Source organism: Anaerococcoides asporogena (assembly GCF_029590275.1).
Classification (GTDB): domain Bacteria; phylum Bacillota; class Clostridia; order Clostridiales; family Clostridiaceae; genus JG1575.
Window position 1 is genome coordinate 292573 of record NZ_CP120965.1, and the last position, 18444, is coordinate 311016.

The window sequence follows — 18444 nt, forward strand, 5'->3', positions numbered from 1 at the left end:
TGTGGTCCAGGGGAATACTGCTGGTGTTGTTAAAACCTTAACTTCCTGAAATTTTCCCACTAAAGATCGAATTGACCCAATTAATCTGCATCTGAATCCCTTTTGATGTAGTCCAGAATCTCCTCAAAGGAGCGCTTGCTTTTCGCGATCGCCTCCATTAATTCCCGGTCTCTCATTGCCTGTCTCTTTTGGAGCAGTTCCTTCAGTACAGCCGCTTCCGCGTCATATTTGGCCTTGGCTTTGGCCAGGGCAGCCTCGGATTTCCTTATTTTCTCATCAATCAGGATCTTGGGTCCTCTTGGCATTATAGTTCTCCTCTCAACCGTTCATTGATTTGATTTGCCTTGGTCTTTATGTTTGCCACATCCAGTCTGACGGCCTTCAGGATTGCTTTCTGCGTGGCTGTCACCGCGTGGCTTAAGCGATAGTTGCCATCTCCCATCCTCGTCATCTCAATCTTTTCCAGTTCCCGCAGCGCGGCTGGAACCGTCATGTAATTGGCTTTACGGTCGTTGTTTACCATCTCCGCTTTCAGTAGAGTGTACAGACGGCTTCGAATGATTGTGGCAACGAACTCAATAAAGATTTTAGCCGATACTGATTCGTTGGAGTGGACCCGAAGACTCTTGTTGCCCAGATAGGACTTGCTTCCACGGAATAACTTTTCCGATACATCACGCCCCTTATACAAGGTGATCGCTTCCTCGGCGGTCATCTTTTTGAGGTCACAATGACGAAATATCCGCAAAGCTTCAGCTCGCGTTCAATCACGGCTTCCTTCTCTTTAAGGGCGAGGAAGGTCCCATCCTGATCATAGAAGACCTCAAAATATTGATTGTAGCTCTCCGGCACACTCATCACTTTCCCCTGATAAGGAGCCATGAGAGCAGCCATGCGCTCGACCTTTGCTTTCAATGCAGAGCGTTCCCAGGTTTGCTTTTCATCGCTGTGAAACAGATGGAAATAGCGGTCGTTTCGATCGGACTCATAGAGCTTATGCCGGACGGTAATGCCCGATACATCATAGGCTTTCACCCTACGATTCCAACTCTCTTCGAAGCTCCCCCGATGCGCCATGATCAGTTCATTGACCAGCTTGGCTCTCCCTTTGAGCATCATGACAAAGTCATAGCCATATTGATCCATGTACTCAATGTTCTGGCGACTGAAGTAGCCCCGGTCAAGAATAAACCCGATTTTGCGATAGCCATAGGCATAGGCACGATCAAGCATGTACTGCAGTTGGGAAACATCTACAATACTGCCGGGATATTCCTCATAGAATAGTGGGACCTGATTGCTGGTGTCATAGGCAATCGCGTAATTGAAGATGGGACAGCCCAGATCGACTTTCGGGTGTCCGAACTCCACCAGCTCAAGATCTCCAGCCTGGCAATTCTTATTCGTGGAATCATACGAAATATAGATTTTCTCTCGATGGTCTCTGGCTGCATTCCAGTCATTCAAGAACCCCATACTTTGCTCATCACTCATCTGGCTTAGGAAGCCGGAGATCTTGGAATCACTGTACATATGCATGTTTTCCGTGAACAGGGGATGGTTGTAAGCATAGTCGGGATAATACTGAGAGGCGTTGTTTTCGCAGATGATCGAATAGATCGCCAGATCCAAAAACAGGCCCAGATCAGGAAAGTTAAAGTATCGGCCCAGCAGCTCAGGCAGTTTGTAGGCTTCAACGATCTGCTGCAGGACAATGAATGCCCCAACCTTGAGGGTATAGCTTCGACGAATTGTACTCTTTTGGACCGGAAGTTCAACTTCGGGAAAATACTTCAAAAAATTCTCGTTGGGTACCATTCGCTCCGGATTGTCCGGATCCTGTTTGCCGATGGTGACTCGTTTAGGGATGGTATACTTTCGCTCCGGATAATAGATCCGCTCGTATTCGAAGTCGATATAGACCGCATTTTTCTTTTTCTGATGAGTTATTTTCCCTGGAATATCAGGTACATCAACGACACAATCAAGATACATTTCGGGTACTTCCTTTAGTGTTATTTAATACTAAATATTGTATAACAAAAGTCCCATGAGTACAACCATTAAAGACTGTATTCATGGGCTTTGATCAACTTTTTTTGACGATGAAATTTCTTTAGTGTTATTAATTCAGGAAGTTAAGGTAAAAAACACAGGGACAAAGAACATGAAAATACCGATGGCTGAGAAAAGTAAGAATAGTAAAATGTCGGTTGAACTGTAACTTTTTTTAGTGTTATTCATCCTGCTCACTCCTTTTGATATACCAGATTTTTGATGGGAATTCGGCAATGGCATGTTCAGTGTCAAATCACCTCCTGTTGACCGGTCCACAACCTTGCGCAGTGGGAGCCATGAGCATTGCCTATAGAAATCATATTACAATAATGATGAGCATATCAATCTGAGTTTTACAGCGTTTTATACTAGAAATTAATCCTTGACGACCAAGGGGTTTTTGCGTGGACGTCCACGCTTACCTTTGTTCGTCTTTTTCACCACGTAGTCCGGGGCGCATCCCTCAGGGATCTCAAAGCCAAGAGCTTCGCATATGTCGACCTGTTTCCCCACAAACGGGGTAATGTACGCCTTCGTGTTGGGGTGCTCGATACAGCGAATCGGCCTCATCTCGTTTAACACATCCGCTACCGAGTGAAACTGTTCAGCCAGCTTTGTTTTGCGGACATGGCTTAGGTAACAGCCCATGATCTGGGCAACAAAGAGAATAAAGGAACGACCAATCTTTCCGGTTTCCGTTGATGTTCGCTGGCGGTCGGCTCCCAGGACCCCTTTCATCAGGGCAAAATACTTCTCCTGTTCATCCCGCAGCCTGTAATGCCGATTAGCACTCAACGCATCCATGTCCAAACCATGGGTCGTGTTGGCAAAGAAACCTGCTTCTCGCCGACACCGGATGACCTTATTCTCATCCAGGCTGAAGTCCTCCAGGATTCGAGTTTTCGCATTGTACTTCAAACGATAAAACCGGAAAGCCTGTTTCAGCGTTTCATCATCGTCCAAAGGAATTTTATTCACAAGGGACGCTTCCAAGGCTTCTCTCTGAGCTGCCAGAGCAATGTCCAGATCCGTTAGTTCATTGCCTCGGCGGATGGGATCAAAGTACAGGTTCAGTTTCAGATTTTCTGCTTTCTTGACGTTGTCACGCTGCCCTTCGATCTGGTAATCCATATCTTTCTGCAGATAGTAGATCCGTTCCTCCGGATCCACTTGCATACCCTCCGGGTGGTGGCCGAAGTTTCCGAATTCATCGATCAACTGACGAACATGTTTCTGGCCGGTTTTGGTTCCCATGATCATGCGTTGCTGCTGGTCGATGTATAGTTCCAGATTGCGGATCGATTCATACCCCCGGTCAGTGATCAGGATGATTCGTTTCATGCCGGCCTGTTTCAAATCCTTCAGGATCACGGCCAGGCTTCGGGAGTCAGGGGTGTTTCCGGCAAAGCTGCGATAATAGACTGGCATGTGGCCATCCAAGGTGTAGACTACTACTTCCAGGGTTTGTGGAAGGGGCAGATGTTCTTTGTTCCGCCCGTAATGGATATCTGCCAGCGAGTGTCCGTAGCTGGAACAGCTTGTGGAATCGACAGCACAAACCTCATTGTCGTGGAGTCGGCGTGCCCGCAGACGCAAGAACGCCATGCGATCCTGCTCTGTAATGGACTGGGTAAACCTGGTAATATACGGAGAAGAGAGTGGCTTTGCCCGTGGTGTTTTTGCTATGCGCTGCCAGGAAGCCAGTTGGTTATAGGTCTCTCGTCCACAAAGTAGATAGAGGGCCAGTGTCATGAGGGTATCTACTTTTTCCTTATCTCCGTCAAATGTGCTCATGAGGTCGAATCTCAGGCCGGTCTGCTCCGCAATCTTCTCTAAAAGCCAGATGTCGCCGTAAAGCCGGTTCTCATCCTGACTTTCAATAACCGGCCTTCCCGTCTTCCGCCGTCCTGACAGTTTGTCAATTTCACTTAGATCCCAGCCTTCCGGGAAGACGAGCTTGCCTCGTTCCTCGATTGACTCCAGAAGATAGTTCTTCCCCGGAATGAACTTAAGATCATCTGTTACCGTCCCCCAATAAACGTGGCGGTATTCTCGTTTTCCGGTCTTTGGGTTCACTCTGGCCGGCTGTGTACTGGCATAGTGGTATCCATTATTGTGATGGATCGAGACCCGGTAAGGGCTGTTAGAATCAGTGGGACGAGCCATTGTTATCCCCTCCTGTTATTAGTATAATTATACTAATAACAGGAGGGGATAACAAGAGGGAAAGAGCTGATTTTCTCAGATATTACAAGCGTTTCACGAGTATGAAGATCGTTATTAGTATAATTGTTTGCAAAACTCAGAATATCAAGGGGCTGGATGGTAATTTGGGATGAAACCGGGCTGTCATCCATGAAAATTGATAAATAAAAAATCACCTGACCTACCAACTGGGCAGATCAGGTGATTACTTCTCTTTCATTCTGTTCCCGAATCATAGGGGTGATTGGGAAGGATTGGGGGAGTCAGGATGGATTATTACGGCTGGTCTGATGCCAGATCCTGTTCCGCTTCACTGACAAGTTCATTGATAAGATCCTGGACCTTGACGATTTCATTGACACGGTAGGCATTGCTGCCGGCAAACACCAGGCCGTTCTCTCCCTGAACTGAACTCATCAGGGCATCGGAAATGCAATAAGGTGTGGTCTTTGGATCGCAGGGAGCCAGGCATTTATAGCAGCGCCGAACTCGGATCCGGCCTTGGTCAAGGGTTCGGGTAAAGTCGTTCTGAATGGCACGTCCGGGCATTCCCACCGGGCTGCTGATCAGTCGGATGTCCTCTTTTTTGGCATTGACGTATGCCATTTTGAAGTTGAGATGGGCGTCGCATTCTTCCGTGCCGACAAAGCGGGTTGCCATCTGAACTCCGCTGGCCCCCAGCTTGAGGAATTTGGCGATGTCATGACCGGTGAAGATGCCTCCAGCGGCAATGACAGGTATTTTTATGCCGTATTTTTCTTCGTAGGGGCGGATCGCTTCGATGACTTCCGGAATTAACTGCTCCAGCGTCTTGTAGCTGCCGCTTTCCATTTCTTCTTTCTTAAAGCCTAAATGACCGCCGGCTTCCGGCCCCTCCACAATGAACAGGTCGGCTGTCCGCTGGAATTTCTTGTCATAGACTTTTGAAATCAGGCCGGCAGCTTTGCCGGATGAGACAATGGGAGCGATTTTGGTCTTGGTGCCAGCGACCAGTTCCGGCAGATCCAGGGGGAGTCCGGCACCGGTAACCACCAGGTCGATCCCTTCGTTGATTGCTGTCATGACGAGTTCCTTGTAGTTATTCATGGCAGCCAGGACATTAATGCCGATGATTCCATCCGTCAGTTCTCTGGCCTTACGGATCTGGGCAATGATGGACCGTCGGTTCGCCTCAAAATTGTTGGTAACGAAATCTGGCTCCCGAAAGCCCGTCTGGACTCCGGAAATGACGCCGATTCCTCCGGCGTTGGCCACCGCGGCAGCCAGACCGGACAGGGATACCCCGATGCCCATGGCTCCCTGAAGAATCGGAACTTTCGCAACCAAATCGCCTATTCGTAGTTCATTTAATTTTTTGATGATGATCATTCTCCTGATATGTTTAATTTCATGGTTCAGTGCCTATTATATAGCAATTTAGTTTGATAATCAAAACATCTGTTGTCGGCGTGAAAATTTGGCAGGTCATTTTATCTGACGTGCTTCACTCCGCTATTTTGCCTCAACTCAACGGATTCTGGAGGACCCGGGAAGGGGACAGGTGATGGAACGAATGACCAGATTCCGCACCTTGACTGAAAATAAGTTATTTTTTACGAAGGATTTTTGCTTGAATATTTGATTTCACGAGGCTATAATAGGGGTAATTGAATCAAGCAATTCATTGAACTGGAAGAGTACTTCAGTAAGGTTATTTTCAGAGAGTCCGTGGCGGTGGGATACGGACAGTGGACGACCGGAGGAATGGACCAGATAGAAGCAGTCCGAAATCGCAGGAGAGTAGTAACTGACGGATGCCCACCGATACAAGGGATAAGATATTTTACCGTATCTGACAAAGTGGGATCCATAGGGTCCAATTTAGGTGGCACCGCGAGCAGAGAGCTTCGTCCTATTCAGGGATGAAGCTCTTTTTTATATGCTCATTTTCTACGAAGGGAGGGAAACGGAGATGACCTGAAAGTCAGCAGAAACTCAAGATGATGAATCAGACTGGACCAATAATCGAACAAAGGAGTATTTTCTGATGAACACAAAAAAACTGGTAACCGCCGCTCTCCTCCTGGCTATGGGGTATCTCCTGCATATGATGATGCCAGGGCTTCCCTTGGGCAATATGAAGCCTGATCCCTTTCTGGCAATGATGTTTCTGGCGCTGATGCAAATGGAAGATTTGAAGAGCGCCTGCCTGATCGGCCTTGCCGCAGGACTTCTGACCGCTCTGACCACAACGTTTCCCTTTGGACAGATCCCAAACCTGGTGGATAAAATGATCACGGCCCCCATGGTCTATCTGCTGCTGCAACAAGTCAGGCACCTTCGGCCGGTCAGCCGGCTGGTTCTGATTACCCCCATCGGGACGTTGATCAGTGGTTCAATATTTCTTTTCAATGCGCAGGTCTTTTTTCAACTGCCAGCACCTTTTTCGGTTCTTTTGATTGGCGTGGTTGTTCCGGCAATGATCAGCAATACCATTCTGGCAGCAGTTGTGGGAAAAGCTTTGGACCGCCTCCGCCTGCCGATTCATACCTTAGGTTGATGAACAGCAAAATGGTCGATTGATATCACAGACGAGATAAAGATAAAAATAAGCTGAAACCGCGATAGTGATGTAATCACCCGGTTTCAGCTTATTATGATTGATCTGGTACTCCCAACAGGGATCGAACCTGTATCTGACCCTTAGGAGGGGCCTGTTCTATCCATTGAACTATGAGAGCGGACACATCAGTAATTTTAAACTAAATCCAGCAGAGCGTCAAATTATTTGACATCCTGTGGATCTGTTTCGACCTCTGTCGGAGCGGGCATTTCCTTCGGCTTTCGGGTGTATTGATAGATCAGGTACAAAATTCCGAGGGAGCCCATGATGACTGAAATGAGCTGAGCGGTTCGAAGTCCGCCGACCCAGAGAGAATCTGTCCTCAGGCTTTCAATGAAGAAGCGTCCCAGGGAGTACAGGATCATGTACCAGGCCAGAATGGTTCCTTCATGGTGTTTCTTCCGTTTCCAGAATAAAACAATCAGCAGAATGCCCATCAGAATGTTCCAGGTCGACTCGTACAGGAAGGTGGGGTGGAAGTATTGTCCGTTGATGTACATGCCCTCTTGAATGAAGGCTGGGAATTGCTGGATGAATTCCTTCGTTACCGGTCCGCCGTGAGCTTCCTGGTTCATGAAGTTGCCCCAGCGGCCAACGGCCTGTGCCAGGATCAATCCGGGAGCGGCAGCATCCGCCAGGGACAGCATATAGGCAGTGGGCTTTTTCTTGATCACTTTGTAGAGAATAACCCCTGCCACCGCTCCGATCAGTCCGCCATGAATGGCCAGGCCGCCTCCACGGATGTTGAGAATTTCAATCAGATGATCTTTATAGTTCGACCATTCGAAGGCGACGTAATACAGTCGGGCGCCGATGATGGCCAAAGGGAACGCATACAGGAACGCATCGAGAAAGTCATCGAAGCTGAGCTGCAGGTCGGCCCGAGTGGTATTGAATTTTGCGACCAGGAGTCCTAGAAGGACACCGGCCATGATCAGTACGGCATACCACATGATGTCAATACCGAAGAAGCGAAAGGCTACTGGATCCAAAGTAATGTTCCTCCTGTGATTTTCATATTTCTGATTATAGCACATAGCAGTGGGCGAACCGGTCGGTTCGAAGTCAGCTGTTCCGGCTGTTATTCTTCCGTATCGGTGGAATTCGGCGGAGTTTCATGGATGGGTTCGCGCTTCTGCCGTTTTTCTTGAACGGAAGCTTTTAGTTTCTTATACCCGTGTGATACCAGAATCACGGTGGGGATCATGGTCACAAGCATGATCATGCCGATGAGCAGGCTGAAATTATCCTTCATTCCAGGCAGGTTTCCAAAGAAGTATCCGACGGATATATATACTGTATTCCAGAATATGACTCCTGCAGTCAGAAAGGGCATGATGTGGGATGGCTCGGTTTGAGTAAACCCGGCAGCGAACGGCATGATTCCACGGAAGATGGGAATGAAACGGGAGAAAATAAAAGTTTTTCGGCCATTTTCCTCAAAGTAATCATGGGCCGCCTCAAAGTGATCCTGATTGATGAAATGGAAGCGGTGCTGTTTTTGATATTTCCTGCCGAAAAACCGGCCCAGATAGAAGCTGGTGATATCTCCCAGGAGAGTAGCGGATAAAAACAACGGGATCAGAACTTCAATCTGGACGTTCCTGGAGGTGGCGGAAAATGCGGAGCTGGCCAGTACAATGGAATTGCCCGGCAGGAAATTGAAGATCAGACCGCCGGTTTCCAAAAAAAGATTAATCCACAGAATCAGATAGGGGATGATTCCTGCCTGGGAAAACAGTTGATCCAGATGATACGGAAGACTGGATAAATAGTTTAGGGTTTCTCGGATAAACTGAATCATGAGCCGCCTCCTTTCCTGGATAAGTAACTACATTTTAGCTAAATTTGATTAGCCAGAAATGAAGAAAAAGGGAAATTTCAAAGAAACTGCAAATTTCTTTCATCTTTTCGACACCTTTGTTCAGTACGATGATAGTAGCTTCCCGAAGTTGACGGATTTTTTGCCGGCAGTTGGGTCAGTTGCAGCTTTGACTTCCCTGATTTAGATGTTGAACATCTGTTTCGGATTAGCCGTAAACCACGGACTTATGATCCTGCAAGGATTGCAAAGCCAGGTCATACTGTTTAATTTTTAGGAATGAGACGATACTATCCTGGAGGTGATAAACATGAAAGACGATAAAGAATTCAGTTATGAGATCAGCGAAACCATCCAGGTACTGTCAAAAAATGCCAAAGGATGGACCAAGGAAATAAATCTGGTGGCGTGGAATGGCAGACAGCCTAAGCTCGATTTGCGGGAATGGAACCATGGTGAAGGCAAGATGGGAAAAGGTGTGACGCTGACCGATGAGGAAGGAGAACTTCTATACAAGGCGCTGAAAGAACGTTACGATAAGAAATAAGAACGCCTGAGGGTGGAACTGACTCCAAGGATTCAAAATCAAAGATCCCGATCGAAGCCTGTCATTTCCAATCAGCCTGAGGCACTGAAGCAATCACAGTCGAGTGAGGTGAACATATGCGAGTGAGTAAAGCCCGGTCAATAAAGATATTCAATGACATGATCGGTAAAGCAGAGGAGATCATCAAGAACCCGGATCGTTTCAAGTCCATGCTGAAAGATGCCAGAGAAGTCATGGAAGGAAAAGGCAGCGGTCCCTTGCAGGATATCGCCAATCGCCTGAAGCTTCTCTGGATGATGCTTAATGACTATCGGAAGGGGGAATACCGCAGGCTTCCGGTTCGAACCGTATTGTCCATTGTTGGTGTTTTCCTGTATCTGATCTCACCGCTGGATGCCATTCCGGATTTTATTCCCTGGTTTGGAATGATCGACGATGTGTTCATCGTAAATTTTGTGTGGAAACAGCTGACTCAGGATCTGGAAGATTATCGAAACTGGCGACTCTTAAAGTCAGACCAGCCACTGTCCGCGCCGGGATATGAGGTTCCTCAATCTTACATCAACGTGGAATTTGAAACGCTGGACGAGACGGATCATTCCGATCTGGGGGATTGATTCCATTTCCTCCAGGGTTGAAACGCCAATAGAACTTCAGACGACAGAAGAGATGTCTGCAGTCTGAAGTTCCTTTCTTATCTCACAGGACTTCAAGTAAAAGAAATGATGGATTCACAGGGAACGGGAACAGGAACAGGGACAGGAGCAGAGAACAGGAACACGAATAGGGACTGGAACAGGGAACAGGTTTTTGATTCAGGCCAGCGGATTCACATCTGAGAATGAATTTCTCGGGGATTGAGGGGATCAGAGACAGGATGGGAGATTGGTAGGGACTTGATAACTTCTGGCGGGGGAGAGGATGTACCATGCCAGGGATCTGGGAAGAAATTTTGAGAAAGCATTGACACCGGGTCGGGATTTCAAGTATAATTTCTTTGTTGTCCATTTGGGATAACGTAAATACGGAGAGGTGTCCGAGTGGCCGAAGGAGCACGCCTGGAAAGTGTGTATAGGGGAAACTCTATCATGGGTTCAAATCCCATCCTCTCCGCCATAACCGTGCTAGATGGGGAACCAGCGATGCCCTGTAACCTGCGATCGCTACAGCAGGGTCGAATTCCCGGCAGAGGCCGTATGATTTATGCTGCACTCAGGAAGTGGTGTTGAGATCTTGGTCCCACGCAACATATGCCGGTGAACCTCGTCAGGACCGGAAGGTAGCAGCGATAAATCGGAATGTTATGTGTGCCGTGGCAAACCTGGGTTGAGCTAACCCTGGGCGACAATGAATCGTATTGGTCGAAGCCGGGTGCACGGTGTTCCCTATATAAAAAAAGTCACTGTTTCAGTGGCTTTTTTTATTTTCCGGAAGGAAGAGCATAAGCCGGGAACAGTTCCTGTATAATAGAAGAAGAGCAAGGAGGGATTGGATTTGGCCTATACCGCACTGTATCGTGAACTGAGACCGAAAGTATTTTCAGATGTCATCGGTCAGGAACATATCACTACGACTCTGAAAAATGAAATCATCGCCGGGCGGGTCGCCCATGCCTATTTGTTTTCCGGAACCCGGGGAACGGGCAAAACCACCTGCGCAAAAATCCTTTCAAAAGCATTAAACTGTCTGAACCTTGAAGGCGGAGAGCCCTGCAACCATTGTGAGAACTGTCTCCGGATTGATTCCGGCCTGTCATTGGACGTTGTGGAACAGGATGCAGCAACCAATAATAAGGTGGATGATATCCGCGATCTCATCGATGAGGTGCAGTATCCGCCGCAGGAAGGGAAGTACAAAGTCTATATCCTGGATGAGGCCCATATGCTGACGATGGGTGCCGTCAACGCGTTCCTGAAGACGCTGGAGGAACCGCCGGACAATACGGTATTTATTCTGGCCACGACGGATCCGCAGAAGCTTCCGATCACGATTTTGTCCCGCTGTCAGCGGTTTGAATTTCGGCGCATCAAAGCATCGGACATCGAAGAGCGTCTGCGCCAGATCGTCGATGAAAAAGGGATCCTGGCAGACAATAAAAGTCTGGCGCTGATTGCCCGGGTATCGGAAGGGGCAATGCGAGACGCGTTGTCGATTTTGGATCAGAGCATTTCCATGGGGCATGGGAAAGTGGATTACGGAATCGTCATCGGTATGCTGGGACTCATGGGGAAAGCCAAGATCTTTGAACTGACCGATGTCATCCTGAAAAAAGACATCGAGAAGGCTCTGATGGTTTTAGATACCATGACCGACAGCGGCAAAGACCCGTATTTTATAACCCGAGACTTACTGGAACACTTCCGCAATATGCTCATCACCAAAGTCATCCGGAATAATCCGGACGAACTGGTGGAGGCCGCGCAGGAAGACCTGGAGCGATACAAGGAGCAGGCGCTGATGATACGGGATCAGGAAATCATCAAGGTCATCCGCATCCTGCAGACCGCGGAAGAACAGAGCAAGCGGAGCTCCCAGGGACGAATCTACCTGGAGCTCGCCCTGATTAAGATCTGCAACGGCGAAATGGACTACGGCATGGATTCACTGCTGTCCCGCCTGAATCATCTGGAGGAAAAGCTCAAGGAGGGACTGGAAGCCGGACTGGCTTCGCCGGCAGCGCGGGCCAAGCCTGAAGCGGCCGTCGAGCGTCAGGGAACTCCCCGTCCGGAGCCGGCCAAGAGCGAACCGGAACGGACCGCCATTATGGAAAATCCCGAATCCAAGCTGACGCTGCAGACTGTGCGCAGTGCCTGGAATGAAGTCGATGAAGCTCTTCGAGCCAAACGCCAGATGGTGATCCGGGCTTCCCTGTTCGAAGGGGAGATCGCTTCGGTCAAAAATGGAGTGATCACGTTGGTATTCCCGGAGAAATACAGTCATAACAAGAAACGGCTGGAAAAGAACGAGTTTCGGCTTGTACTGGAAGATACGATTTCCATGATTCTGGGCGAAAAGATCCAGCTGGATTTGAAAGTGAAATCCGAAGGCGGCCTCGCCAGCCAAAGGCCCCTGGAGGAGATCATTCGGGAGCAGGAATTGACGGACATTGATATTATCCCGTAGCCTTATGCTATAATTTAGAAAGATTAGTTCAACGGAGGAATGGAAAAATGGCCAAATTTGGCGGTGGTTTCCCGGGTGGCGGAAACATGAATAATCTGCTGAAGCAGGTGCAAAAAGCACAGAAGCAGATGGAAGAAAAGCAGAAAGAACTGGAAAGCAAGAATTATGAAGGATCTGCCGGCGGCAACGCGGTGAAAGCGGTTGTGACCGGGAAAAAAGAACTGGTTTCGGTGACCCTGGATCAGTCAGTGGTTGATCCGGATGATATTGAGATGCTGCAGGATCTGATTGTTCTGGCAGTAAACGGAGCGATCAAGCAGGCGGAAGAGGAAGCGGCCAATCTGATGAGTGAATTGACCGGAGGCATGAACATTCCCGGAATGTTTTAATCATGGATTTTTACCCAGCAGCGATTGAGAAACTCATCGATGAGTTTGCCAAGCTCCCCGGAATCGGCTATAAAACCGCGCAGCGCCTGACTCTGCATGTACTGAATCTGCCGCAGGAGGAAGTCACTCAGTTTGCCGAAGCGCTGATTAAAGCCCGAGGCACCCTGAAATTCTGTTCCGTCTGCGGTAATTTCACGGAGAAGGATCCCTGTGCCGTCTGTTCCAACCCGAGCCGGGATCATCACACAATCTGCGTCGTGGAACAGCCCAAAGACATCATGAGCATCGAAAAGATCAGGGATTACAACGGCGTCTACCATGTATTGCATGGCAACATTTCCCCGATGCAGGGCAGAGGTCCTCAGGACATCCGGATCAAGGAACTGGTTGCCCGGATGGACCGAGCCGTTGAGGAAGTCATTGTAGCCACCAATCCCACCATTGAGGGAGAGGCAACCGCGATGTATATTTCCCGGGTGCTGCACCCGCTGGAGATCAAGGTAACCCGCATCGCATCCGGTATGCCGGTTGGCGGAGACCTGGACTATGCCGATGAAGTAACGCTATCAAAGGCCATGGAAGGCCGAAAAGAGATTTAAAGGAGTACTGAAATGAAAAAGAAAGCAATTTTAGTAGACAATGCCCCGGCAGCCGTAGGACCGTATTCCCATGCCAATGTAATTGGTGACCTGGTGTTTGTCTCCGGACAGCTGCCCATGAAGGACGGCGTTATGCAGGAAAACATTCCTGACGGAACCAGAGCCTGCCTGACCAATGTGAAGAACATTCTGGAAGGGGCCGGATCCTCCATGGAACAGTGTGTCAAAGTCACAGTCTTCTTAAGAGATATGAACGATTTTGCTGCGATGAACGAAGTCTATGCGGAATTCTTTACCGAGAATCAGCCAGCCCGCTCCTGTTTCGCTGTGGCCGGTCTGCCGAAGGACGCCCGCATCGAAATTGAAGCGATTGCCCATATTTAACTAATGTTTCACAAAGAACCGTGCGATTTTCGCACGGTTCTTTTTTAGTTGGTTTGACAGAGCACGAGGACTTTGATTTTGAATTAGGCAAAATGAAACGAATCGGAAGGGATAGTTTACGTAAGTTTCGTGATAAGTTACGTTCATCCTCTTGAAGGATAAGCATCAGTTTAGGATGAAAAGTCCTGGATTTTGGATGTTGATTATCAATGTTCTCATTTGACATAAATGACATTAAAATGGGATAAATAATGAACGGAATAACACTAAGTGGACGGCATAACTTAATTTCATCAATTTCCATTTGCATTTACTCAAAAAATGTTAAAACAAGAATCAGTGTGAATATAATGAATGTAACCAACGGAATTATTTTCAAAAGTGAGGTGCAGTATGGAAAACAATTCAAGAGGCGCGTGGGGGTCGAGATTCGGCTTCATTATGGCGTCGGCAGGATCAGCCATTGGATTAGGCAATCTGTGGAAATTCCCTTATCTGGCCGGAGCCAACGGCGGCGGCGCATTTGTTCTGGTGTATCTTGGAATCGTAATCTTATTAGGTTTTACTATGATGCTGGGCGAACTTTCCATCGGCCGGGCAACCAAACTCAATCAGTATGGCGCTTATAAGAAGATCAATCCGAAATTTGGATTTATCGGAGGAATTGGCATACTGACTGGATTCCTTATTCTGTCGTTCTACTCCGTCGTAGGCGGCTGGGTCATCAAGTACATCTTCCAGTACATCATGGGAGGAGTTCAGCAGGCGGATAAGATGGGATACTTCGTATCATTCATCACGAACCCCTATGAACCACTGATCTGGCACGGACTGTTCATGGCAGCTACTCTGTTCATCGTTTTGGGCGGCGTATCCGGCGGTATTGAGAAAGCATCCAAAATCATGATGCCCCTGTTATTCCTGTTCCTTATCATCATCGCGATTCGGTCCTTAACGCTGCCCGGTGCTATGGAAGGGTTAAAATACTTCCTGATCCCCAACTGGAGCAAATTCAATCTGGATGTTCTGGTGAAGGCGATGGGCCAGGTTTTCTTCTCCCTGTCGCTTGGCATGGGTACACTGGTTACCTACGGCTCCTACCTGGAAGGTCACGAAGACCTGCCCAGCAATGCGCTGACCATTCCAGCCCTTGATACCCTGGCAGCTCTGCTGGCCGGTATCGCGATTATGCCCGCAGTTTTCGCCTTCAATCAGGAGCCGGGCGCAGGCCCTGGTCTGATGTTTGGTACCTTGCCCAACATTTTTGCCAGCATGCCGTTGGGCAATCTCTTTGGACTGATGTTCTTCGTCCTGGTATTCTTCGCCGCCGTAACCTCGGCGATTTCACTCCTGGAGGTTCCGGTATCCTGGGCAATGGATTCCCTGAAGTGGTCCAGAACTAAAGCAGTATGGATTTTTGCAGGACTGTGCTTCGTGATCGGGATCGGTGCTTCCCTGTCCAACGGACCCTGGGAACAGAAATTTTATTTCTTCAGCAAAGACGGACAGAACTTCTTTGATGTCCTCGACTACCTGACCAGCAACATCCTGCTCCCTCTGGGTGGAGTCTTCATGTCCCTGTTCATCACCTTTGTCTGGGGCTATGACAATGCCTTCAAGGAAATCAAAATTGGTTCCAAGAATAATTTCGCCATCGGCGGATTCTGGAAAATGTCCATGATGGTCGGTGTTCCTCTGATGATGGCGCTGGTCTTCCTGCAGCAGACCGGAGTCTTGGCCAAGTTGATCGGCCAGTAATTCTCGGTCCGACCGGTTCTTTATGAACGGAAAATGGCACCTGACTAATGTCAGGTGCCATTATTAATCCTTCATAAGGAGAAGTCGAACAGACTTCATCACCGAATCCTGGAGTCGAAGGTCATTAGTACCGGAGAACTGTGTGTGTGAATTTTTGCCTGGTGGAGCAGTTCCTATGCATCAGAAATCGGGTTGGTATGAATCCGGTGGGAAATGGCAGGCGGTCAATGTTTCCGCCGAATTAAAACAGGCCAATTTCTGCCTGGTGGAGCTGGGAAATTAGTAGTTAAATTTTATCATATTATTCCTGCAGAGCCTGTGGAATGCAAGATTATCAGACGGTAAAGGATTTTTAAAATCGAATGTATAATTATACAGGATTTTGTTGAATTTATGGAATTTTAACTTTATAATCTGACATTGAACCTTATAATAGGTTATAGACTAGCATAATTATACAAGAGGTGAGTGAATTGAAAAAAGTATTAAAAACAGCATCCCTGATCATCGCGTCCACTATGGTCCTGGCAAGTCTTTCTGCCTGCTCACCCGCTGCAGCCGGAGACCGGCTCGATGCGGTAAAGAAGGCCGGTAAACTCCGGGTTGGTACAGAGACGACCTACCCCCCGATGGAATTTACCAATGATAAACAGGAAATCGTCGGGTTTGACATGGACATGATGCGGCACATCGCCGAAAAAATGGGCGTCACGCTGGAAATTGTGACCACAGAATTTGCCGGAATCACCGAAGGTCTGGCCGCTAACCGGTTTGATACCATCGCTGCTACCATGAATATTACAGAAGCCCGGAAAAAGAGCGTTCTGTTCAGTGAACCATATATCCCTGCTGTCGGACTGTCCATCATCGTTTCCCCGGACAACCAGGACATTAAGGGCTTTGCGGATCTGGCCGGCAAGAAGCTGGGAATTCAGCAGGGTTCAACCACTGAGGACTGGACCACAACCCGGACCGATCTGGGCGGCGTACAGAAATACAAACTGGTGGCCGAAGCGCTCCTGGATCTTTCCGCAGGCCGGGTGGATGCCGTTGTCACCGATAACGTAGTCGGCGCATACTATATGAAAACAGATGCTACAAACTATGTCATGCTGGATGAGCTTATGGAAGCCGGTCCGGTCGGGATTGCCATCCCATTGGACTCTCCCAAGCTGAAAGCCGAGATCGATAAAATTCTGGCTGAGATGGTGACGGATGGAACCATGGCTCAGCTTTCAGAAAAATGGTTCGGCATGGATATCTTCAAGTAGAAAATAGGAGGAAACAGTGATCATACTACACACGGCGGCAGCATCTCTGCCAGATCAGATCCTGAAATTCTTTCAGGATTATCTGAACTACTTTCCCCAGGTGTGGAAGGGAGCCCCGGTCGCGCTGACTCTCACGATCTTTGGCATTCTGTTCGGTACCATCATCGGCATGGTAGTCTCTCAGATGAAAATGTCCAAAGTCTGGATTCTGAAAAAACTCGGTTCATTCTATACCTGGTTTTTAAGAGGCACTCCCATGATGGTGCAGCTCTACTTCCTGTATTACGGACTTCCCAAAATGAATATTTTTCTCAGTTCGTACATGGCGGCGGTCATTGGGTTATCCCTCAATATCGGCGCTTATATGGCGGAGATCATCCGCGGCGGCATCCAGGCCATTGACAAGGGACAGTTTGAGGCCGCCAAAGCACTGGGTATGAGCCACTGGCAGACCATGAAGCGCATAGTGATTCCCCAGACCGTCCGGATCATTCTCCCGACATTGGGCAACGAATTCATCACGCTTCTCAAGGATACCTCGCTGGTTGCGGCGATTGCTCTGACCGAAGTTCTGAAGCTGACGCACGAGATTACTTCCCGGGATTTCAATCCGATCCCGGCCTATGCCGTCGCAGCCACATTTTACCTGTTCTTCACCTCGATTCTGACCTTCCTGTTTGGCCGGTTGGAAAAGAAGCTGGCTGTGTACTAGGAGGAAGCAATGTCTGAATACAGAAACAACCCAGTCATGATTGAAACGGTCAACCTGACCAAGAAGTTTGACGACCTGACCGTGTTTGAGAATCTCAGTGTAAAGATCCATAAGAATGAGGCGGTTTGCGTCATTGGCGCTTCCGGTTCCGGAAAGAGTACCTTCCTACGCTGTCTCAATAACCTGGAGACCCCGACATCCGGTCAGATTTTTATTGCCGGTGAACAGATGGATCCCTATGACAAGGAATCAGTCAAGCGGGCGATCTCAAAAGTCGGCATGGTGTTCCAGCAGTTTAATCTCTTTCCCAATCTGACCGTCATGGGAAATGTCATTGAAGCACCGGTGACCGTCAAGGGGATGCCGAAGGAAGAAGCCATGAAGAAGGCAGAAGACCTGCTCAAGAAAGTTGGTTTGTGGGAGAAGCGGGACCAGTATCCGTCCAAACTTTCCGGCGGCCAGAAGCAGCGGGTGGCGATTGCCCGGGCACTGGCGATGGAACCCGAAATCATGCTCTTTGATGAACCGACGTCTGCCCTGGACCCGGAGCTGGTTGGCGAAGTTCTTCAGGTTATGAAGGACCTGGCCTATTCCGGACTGACCATGGTGGTGGTTACCCATGAAATGAGCTTTGCGCGGGACGTTTCCGACCGAGTGATCTTCATGGACAAAGGAGCGATCGTCGAGGATGCCGTTCCGGAGAAGATTTTCACCAATCCGGACAACGAGAGAACCAGGACATTCCTTGCCAAGTACCTGAAGTCAACCCGGAAATCCGAAGAACCAACCGGTGCCCAGAAGAAAGAGTTCATTGACTAAGTCAGGATTACTCCCAGGGAATACTTTCTGATCCAAGTTCAAATCCAAGTACAAATGATTCGAGGACAAAAGATCCAAGTAAATAAGAACCGAAGGGATTGGAGCGATCCAGTCCCTTTGGCATGAGCAGAACCAGAGAAAGGCGACCAGCCCGG

16 protein-coding genes, 2 tRNA genes, 1 other RNA gene, 1 pseudogene and 1 other annotated feature are annotated in these 18444 nt (G+C 48.6%); of the genes and pseudogenes, 13 read left to right on the forward strand and 7 right to left on the reverse strand.

Annotation, left to right across the window (positions count from 1 at the left end):
- Window positions 1–80 precede the first annotated feature (80 nt).
- From P6M73_RS01385 to P6M73_RS01400, 4 genes and pseudogenes are all read right to left on the reverse strand, one after another.
- Entirely contained in the window at window positions 81–305 is a 225-nt protein-coding gene (locus tag P6M73_RS01385) for a hypothetical protein (RefSeq protein WP_277853886.1), read from the reverse strand.
- Window positions 305–1995 (reverse strand): annotated as a pseudogene (locus P6M73_RS01390) (IS1634 family transposase). The gene P6M73_RS01385 and the pseudogene P6M73_RS01390 overlap by 1 nt, the downstream one beginning before the upstream one ends.
- Before the next feature lie 438 nt (window positions 1996–2433).
- On the reverse strand, window positions 2434–4224 hold the full coding sequence (locus tag P6M73_RS01395) for an IS1634 family transposase (RefSeq protein ID WP_277853149.1): 1791 nt from the start codon (window positions 4222–4224) through the stop codon (window positions 2434–2436).
- Window positions 4225–4539: 315 nt separating this feature from the next.
- The gene (locus P6M73_RS01400) at window positions 4540–5631 is read right to left on the reverse strand and encodes an NAD(P)H-dependent flavin oxidoreductase (protein ID WP_277854394.1); all 1092 of its coding nucleotides are present in this window, start codon (window positions 5629–5631) and stop codon (window positions 4540–4542) included.
- Between the two features lie 286 nt (window positions 5632–5917).
- Window positions 5918–6160: a binding site (T-box leader), on the forward strand.
- Window positions 6161–6289: 129 nt separating this feature from the next.
- Here P6M73_RS01400 and P6M73_RS01405 point away from each other — a divergent pair.
- Complete coding sequence (locus P6M73_RS01405; RefSeq protein ID WP_277854395.1) at window positions 6290–6802, forward strand: tryptophan transporter; 513 nt, start codon at window positions 6290–6292, stop codon at window positions 6800–6802.
- A 106-nt stretch (window positions 6803–6908) separates the two neighbouring features.
- Here P6M73_RS01405 and P6M73_RS01410 read toward each other — a convergent pair.
- The 3 genes from P6M73_RS01410 to P6M73_RS01420 all read right to left on the reverse strand — a co-directional run bounded on the left by P6M73_RS01410 (window position 6909) and on the right by P6M73_RS01420 (window position 8669).
- Window positions 6909–6983, reverse strand: a tRNA-Arg gene (locus P6M73_RS01410).
- Between the two features lie 43 nt (window positions 6984–7026).
- A complete protein-coding gene (gene lgt, locus P6M73_RS01415; RefSeq protein WP_277854396.1) occupies window positions 7027–7857 on the reverse strand; it encodes a prolipoprotein diacylglyceryl transferase in 831 nt (276 codons plus the stop codon).
- Window positions 7858–7946: 89 nt separating this feature from the next.
- Window positions 7947–8669 (reverse strand): VTT domain-containing protein, encoded by a 723-nt coding sequence (locus P6M73_RS01420; RefSeq protein ID WP_277854397.1) that lies wholly within the window; start codon window positions 8667–8669, stop codon window positions 7947–7949.
- 328 nt (window positions 8670–8997) lie between these two features.
- Here P6M73_RS01420 and P6M73_RS01425 point away from each other — a divergent pair, with 328 nt between their 5' ends.
- The 12 genes from P6M73_RS01425 to P6M73_RS01480 all read left to right on the forward strand — a co-directional run bounded on the left by P6M73_RS01425 (window position 8998) and on the right by P6M73_RS01480 (window position 18289).
- Window positions 8998–9234 carry a YdbC family protein gene (locus P6M73_RS01425; protein ID WP_277854398.1) on the forward strand — a complete coding sequence of 79 codons (237 nt, stop codon included), beginning with the start codon at window positions 8998–9000 and terminating at the stop codon, window positions 9232–9234.
- A 116-nt stretch (window positions 9235–9350) separates the two neighbouring features.
- Entirely contained in the window at window positions 9351–9851 is a 501-nt protein-coding gene (locus P6M73_RS01430) for a YkvA family protein (RefSeq protein ID WP_277854399.1), read from the forward strand.
- 409 nt (window positions 9852–10260) lie between these two features.
- A tRNA-Ser gene (locus P6M73_RS01435) sits at window positions 10261–10350 on the forward strand.
- A gap of 3 nt (window positions 10351–10353) precedes the next feature.
- Window positions 10354–10613: signal recognition particle sRNA large type (gene ffs, locus P6M73_RS01440), an RNA gene on the forward strand.
- A 115-nt stretch (window positions 10614–10728) separates the two neighbouring features.
- Window positions 10729–12357: a DNA polymerase III subunit gamma/tau gene (dnaX, locus tag P6M73_RS01445; protein ID WP_277854400.1), complete on the forward strand. Its 1629-nt coding sequence runs from the start codon at window positions 10729–10731 to the stop codon at window positions 12355–12357.
- Window positions 12358–12404: 47 nt separating this feature from the next.
- Complete coding sequence (locus P6M73_RS01450) at window positions 12405–12746, forward strand: YbaB/EbfC family nucleoid-associated protein (protein ID WP_277854401.1); 342 nt, start codon at window positions 12405–12407, stop codon at window positions 12744–12746.
- 2 nt (window positions 12747–12748) lie between these two features.
- Window positions 12749–13345: a recombination mediator RecR gene (gene recR / locus P6M73_RS01455; RefSeq protein ID WP_277854402.1), complete on the forward strand. Its 597-nt coding sequence runs from the start codon at window positions 12749–12751 to the stop codon at window positions 13343–13345.
- A gap of 12 nt (window positions 13346–13357) precedes the next feature.
- Entirely contained in the window at window positions 13358–13729 is a 372-nt protein-coding gene (locus P6M73_RS01460; protein ID WP_277854403.1) for a Rid family detoxifying hydrolase, read from the forward strand.
- 393 nt (window positions 13730–14122) lie between these two features.
- Complete coding sequence (locus tag P6M73_RS01465; protein ID WP_277854404.1) at window positions 14123–15487, forward strand: sodium-dependent transporter; 1365 nt, start codon at window positions 14123–14125, stop codon at window positions 15485–15487.
- A gap of 473 nt (window positions 15488–15960) precedes the next feature.
- Window positions 15961–16758 (forward strand): ABC transporter substrate-binding protein, encoded by a 798-nt coding sequence (locus P6M73_RS01470; RefSeq protein WP_277854405.1) that lies wholly within the window; start codon window positions 15961–15963, stop codon window positions 16756–16758.
- Between the two features lie 16 nt (window positions 16759–16774).
- Window positions 16775–17470, forward strand: coding sequence for an amino acid ABC transporter permease (locus tag P6M73_RS01475; protein WP_347276309.1), 696 nt, complete (start codon window positions 16775–16777; stop codon window positions 17468–17470).
- Window positions 17471–17479: 9 nt separating this feature from the next.
- Complete coding sequence (locus P6M73_RS01480) at window positions 17480–18289, forward strand: amino acid ABC transporter ATP-binding protein (RefSeq protein WP_277854406.1); 810 nt, start codon at window positions 17480–17482, stop codon at window positions 18287–18289.
- Window positions 18290–18444 lie beyond the last annotated feature (155 nt).

What these genes read in the sequence shown, in the direction of transcription:
- P6M73_RS01385 (WP_277853886.1), bottom strand. Translation starts at nt 305, where the DNA reads ATGCCAAGAGGACCCAAGATCCTGATTGATGAGAAAATAAGGAAATCC.
- P6M73_RS01395 (WP_277853149.1), bottom strand. Translation starts at nt 4,224, where the DNA reads ATGGCTCGTCCCACTGATTCTAACAGCCCTTACCGGGTCTCGATCCAT.
- P6M73_RS01400 (WP_277854394.1), bottom strand. Translation starts at nt 5,631, where the DNA reads ATGATCATCATCAAAAAATTAAATGAACTACGAATAGGCGATTTGGTT.
- P6M73_RS01405 (WP_277854395.1), top strand. Translation starts at nt 6,290, where the DNA reads ATGAACACAAAAAAACTGGTAACCGCCGCTCTCCTCCTGGCTATGGGG.
- P6M73_RS01420 (WP_277854397.1), bottom strand. Translation starts at nt 8,669, where the DNA reads ATGATTCAGTTTATCCGAGAAACCCTAAACTATTTATCCAGTCTTCCG.
- P6M73_RS01425 (WP_277854398.1), top strand. Translation starts at nt 8,998, where the DNA reads ATGAAAGACGATAAAGAATTCAGTTATGAGATCAGCGAAACCATCCAG.
- P6M73_RS01430 (WP_277854399.1), top strand. Translation starts at nt 9,351, where the DNA reads ATGCGAGTGAGTAAAGCCCGGTCAATAAAGATATTCAATGACATGATC.
- P6M73_RS01450 (WP_277854401.1), top strand. Translation starts at nt 12,405, where the DNA reads ATGGCCAAATTTGGCGGTGGTTTCCCGGGTGGCGGAAACATGAATAAT.
- recR (WP_277854402.1), top strand. Translation starts at nt 12,749, where the DNA reads ATGGATTTTTACCCAGCAGCGATTGAGAAACTCATCGATGAGTTTGCC.
- P6M73_RS01460 (WP_277854403.1), top strand. Translation starts at nt 13,358, where the DNA reads ATGAAAAAGAAAGCAATTTTAGTAGACAATGCCCCGGCAGCCGTAGGA.
- P6M73_RS01465 (WP_277854404.1), top strand. Translation starts at nt 14,123, where the DNA reads ATGGAAAACAATTCAAGAGGCGCGTGGGGGTCGAGATTCGGCTTCATT.
- P6M73_RS01480 (WP_277854406.1), top strand. Translation starts at nt 17,480, where the DNA reads ATGTCTGAATACAGAAACAACCCAGTCATGATTGAAACGGTCAACCTG.